This window comes from Paenarthrobacter sp. PAE-2, from assembly GCF_026013155.1.
Lineage (GTDB): Bacteria > Actinomycetota > Actinomycetes > Actinomycetales > Micrococcaceae > Arthrobacter > Arthrobacter ureafaciens.
Genome location: NZ_JAPDNV010000082.1, coordinates 1 through 4,088, shown reverse-complemented (window position 1 = coordinate 4,088; position 4,088 = coordinate 1). Strand labels below are relative to the sequence as shown.

4 protein-coding genes and 1 pseudogene are annotated in these 4,088 nt (G+C 65.5%); 2 read left to right on the top strand and 3 right to left on the bottom strand.

Annotation, left to right across the window (positions count from 1 at the left end):
* The first annotated feature begins 14 nt into the window (after positions 1–14).
* Positions 15–1,541, top strand: a complete 1,527-nt coding sequence (istA, locus tag OCL88_RS20850) for an IS21 family transposase (RefSeq protein WP_264963816.1) — start codon at positions 15–17, stop codon at positions 1,539–1,541.
* Positions 1,538–2,326: an IS21-like element helper ATPase IstB gene (istB, locus tag OCL88_RS20845; RefSeq protein ID WP_264963815.1), complete on the top strand. Its 789-nt coding sequence runs from the start codon at positions 1,538–1,540 to the stop codon at positions 2,324–2,326. Before istA ends, istB begins: the two co-directional genes overlap by 4 nt.
* A gap of 70 nt (positions 2,327–2,396) precedes the next feature.
* Here istB and OCL88_RS21360 read toward each other — a convergent pair whose 3' ends face one another.
* The 3 genes and pseudogenes from OCL88_RS21360 to OCL88_RS20830 all read right to left on the bottom strand — a co-directional run.
* Complete coding sequence (locus OCL88_RS21360) at positions 2,397–2,786, bottom strand: helix-turn-helix domain-containing protein (RefSeq protein ID WP_410869079.1); 390 nt, start codon at positions 2,784–2,786, stop codon at positions 2,397–2,399.
* A 291-nt stretch (positions 2,787–3,077) separates the two neighbouring features.
* Entirely contained in the window at positions 3,078–3,839 is a 762-nt protein-coding gene (locus OCL88_RS20835; protein ID WP_264963814.1) for a methylenetetrahydrofolate reductase, read from the bottom strand.
* 28 nt (positions 3,840–3,867) lie between these two features.
* Positions 3,868–4,088 (bottom strand): annotated as a pseudogene (locus tag OCL88_RS20830) (lipoyl synthase); the annotation flags it as partial.

Sequence of the window (4,088 nt, the reverse complement as noted above, 5' to 3'; positions counted from 1 at the left end):
GGAAGAGGCCCTGTATGAAGCATGACGGAGAAATCATGGAAATTCTTGCTGCCTACGATCTGACCGGATCGTTGCGCGCCACCGCCGAGCTCACGGGATGCTCGCACCACACTGTAGCCAGGCATGTCGCGGCGCGGGACGCCGGCCGGCCGATCGCCGAACCCGCGACCCGGCCCCGAGTCACCGATGCCTACCTGCCCAAGATCGAAGAATGGATCGAAGCGTCCAAAGGCAGGATCCGGGCCGACAAGGCCCACGAGAGGCTCATCGCTCTGGGCTATGCGGGTTCGGAGCGGTCCACCCGCCGCGCGGTCGCGCAGGTCAAGGCCGCGTGGCGGTTGGGCCATGTTCGTGTGCATCGGCCATGGATCACCGAGCCCGGGATGTGGTTGCAGTACGACTTCGGCGACGGACCACGGATCGGCGGGGTGAAGACCATCCTGTTCGTGGCCTGGCTGGCGTTCTCGAGGTTCCGGATCGTGATCCCGTTGCGGGACCGGACCGCGCCGAGCGTGTTCGCCGCTCTGGACCGGTGTTTCAGGATCCTGGGAGGGGCACCGACCTATGTCCTCACGGATAACGAGAAAACCGTCACCACCGGCCACGTCGCCGGGGTGCCGGTGCGGAACCAGCAAACCCTCGACTTCGCCCGGCATTACGGGATCAGCGTGCTGACCTGCCAGCCGGCGGACCCCGCCACGAAGGGCGGCGTCGAAGCGTCCGTAAAACTGGCCAAGGCCGACCTCGTGCCCACAGACACCAACCTTCGGTCCGACTACAGTTCCTTTGCCGAGCTCGAGGCCGCCTGCCAGGTCTTCATGGACGAGGTCAACAACCGGGAACACCGGGCGACACGGCGTAAACCCGCCGCGGTCCTGGCCGAGGAGTCACCCCGGCTGCACCGGATCCCGGAGACCGCGCACACGGTCGCGTTCGGACTGGCCCGCACGGTCCCGGAGAACACCCCGATGGTCACCTTCGAGAACGCACAGTACTCCGTGCCCGCGCATCTGCTCGGGTCCAGGGTGTTCGTCCGCTCCCACGGCACCGGGCCTGACGAGCAGGTCGTCATTGTCCACCATGGCGACGCCGGTCCCGTCGAGGTCGCCCGCCATGGCCGGGCCAGGCCCGGCAGCCCCGCCGTCATTGATGAGCACTTCCCCGGGACCAGGACCAGGATCCCGGGCGACTACGCCGTGAAGGCACGCAACGCCGGTGAGGCCGAGTTCCTTGCCATCGGCGAGGGCGCCAGGACCTGGCTGCTGGAGGCCGCGGCGGCCGGGACGGGGCGGATGAACGTGAAAATGGCTGAGTCCGTGACCCTGGCCAAAATCGCCGGCGCCGAGGCGGTGGACCGGGCCTTGGGCGACGCGGCACTCTACGGCCGCTTCGCCCACGGTGATCTGGCCTCGATCCTGAACGCCAACGTCAAGCGCATCACCACCCACTCCGCAGACGAGACGAGGTCACTGACCCAGGGCACCGGCGCCTGGGCAGGCCTGGGTGCCGGATCCGGAGCTGCGAAGGAGCAGAGCCGATGAGCCCGGTCAGCACCACGAACACCACCGCCCCGCCCTTGCCGGCCGAACTTGAAGCGCTGATGCGGCAGCTGAAAATGCCCCACGCCCGCGCCTTGGCACCGGAACTCATCGCGACCGCCCGCGCCCAGCGCTGGGAACCAGCAGAGATCATCAAGGCCCTGTTCACCGAAGAAGCAGCGGGCCGGGCCCGGTCCATGCTCGCCACCCGACGCAAAGCAGCAGGCTTCCCGACCGGGAAAACCTTCGACGCCTGGGACCCCGGGGTCTCGTCCATTCCCGCGCCGACCCAGCAGTCACTGCGGACCTTGGAATGGATCGGACGGCGGGAGAACCTGGTCGTCTGCGGACCGTCCGGCACCGGGAAAACGTTCTTCCTCGAAGCGCTCGGCCAACAAGCCGTAGAAGCCGGCATGCGCGTGGCCTGGTTCCGGCTCGAGGACCTCGGCGCCCTGATCCGGGCCCACCGCACCGACGACAGCGTCACCCGGGCAGTGGCCAGGATCCTGCGCGCCGAACTCGTCGTGATCGATGACATCGGGCTCCTGCCGGTGGCCACCGACGCCGCCGAAGGCCTCTACAGGGTCGTGGATGCAGCCTACGAAAAGCGCTCCGTCGCGATCTCCTCGAACCTGCACCCGGCCGGCTTTGACGAACTCATGCCCAAAACCCTCGCCACCGCCACCGTGGACCGGCTTCTGCACCACGCCCACGTCTGCCAAACGAGCGGCGATTCCATCCGCCTCACCCAGGCCCTCGCCGGAAAAGGAGTCACCCAACTGAACTGACACGACCCGACGATGGCCAACCCCGCCGAAACCTTCAGTGGGCAGATCTGTTGGCCATCACCGGGCAGTTTTACTGGCCACCAGCGGGCACATTAACTGGCCGCCGGTGGGCAGAAACTAATGGCCATTGACACGCTGGTTTCGGGCGGGAGGCCCGCTCATAGGCCAGTGCGTGCGCTGAGGTTGCCCGGTAGGGCATCCCTGCCACCGAGTTGCGCCGCAGCTCCCTCGAAATCGTGGAGGCCGCCCTACCGACAGCCGCTCCGATCTGCCGCAGAGATTGTCCCTGGGCGCGCAGTATGGCGATCTCTTCACGCTGGGCGAAAGTCAGGCACCGACCCTTCAGATCACGGCCCCGCCGAGGCCTGACACCACCGGCTTCAAGCAGGACCCTGCGGCCAGTACGTCGGCTCGTATCGATCGGAGCAACGGCATCAGTGATGAAATCACCAGCCTGCATCCCGGCCCAGAAAACCTGCAAAAGATCAGGCCTCACATGAATTGAATACCCTGCCATGACAACACCCATCCGCTAAGTGTTGCAATCACCGCAAGAACCCAAGGATCCCCTTGCGGGCAACTTAAAGCGTCGACTAATGTCTCGCAAACCTTCAGCGACATAAGCCATGCGCCGAGCCCAGCGGCGTCTCCCTGGGGGCGCTCCCCATCTACGAATCAACAAGCCGAGACCTCGCGCCGGCTGACCCACGGGCCAATCAATTCAGGCACTGCGCCGCCTCACGACCGTGCCCTACTGCGGCAGCGCCTCGAGCGAATTGAACGAGTACAACTGGATGCCCTCAACACCGGGCCGGGCGGCCAGCTCCTGGATCAGGGCGTCGGGTGCGTACCTTTCGCCCAGGAGGAGCTTGCGGGCAAGAGGTCCCTTGCGGCTGAGGAACTTGAGCGAGGTGCCCACTCCGATCCTGCTTGCCAGGGCGATGAGCTTCGCTTTGGGAACAGCTCCAGCAACCCCGGCGTAGACGGGAAGGTGCACGCCCTCCTTGCGGAGCAGGGCGACGTAATTGTGGATGGTCTCCGCTGAAAAACACATCTGGGTGACGATCTTGCTGGCGAACTCCTGTTTCTCCAGCAACGCATCCATCAGCTGCAGGCCATTGATGGTCGGGTGACCCTCTGGATAGCCCGCGACGCCCACAGTCATCGACCCACCACTGAGTTCCGCAACGACACGCAAAAGTTCGACGCCGGTGGAGTAGACTCCCGCTGCTCGCGGGGCGTCACCTCCGATCGCAAACACTTCAGTGATCCCTGCCGCCGCACAATCCCCGAGGATGCCGGACAGCTGCTCCCGGCTTTCCACGCACTTGGCTGCGATATGCGGAACGGCCACAAAGCCCAACTCGCTCAGCTTGATCGCCGTCCTCACCGTGGGCTCGACTCCGTGGTGGGGCAGGCAGGTGATGCTGACCGTCGAACCGGCCGGCAGCGCACTGTTGACCACGTCAACTATGCCCTCAGTGGGGATGATTTCAACGCGGGTGGCAAGCATGTTGAGTCCTTTGCTGGCTGCTAATCAGTTAGCCGTGGGCGGCAAGGATGGTGGAGGCTTCCTGGCGGGTAGTGCCGGAGGATTCGATGTGGGCCAAGGCTTCGGGGATGGCCCAGCCTTTCTTGCGCATCGCGGTGGCCCAGAGCCGCCCGGCGCGGTAGGAGGAACGCACCAAGGGCCCGGACATGACACCAAGGAAGCCGATCTCTTCGGCCTCGTGCTGGAGGTCCACGAATTCCTGGGGCTTGA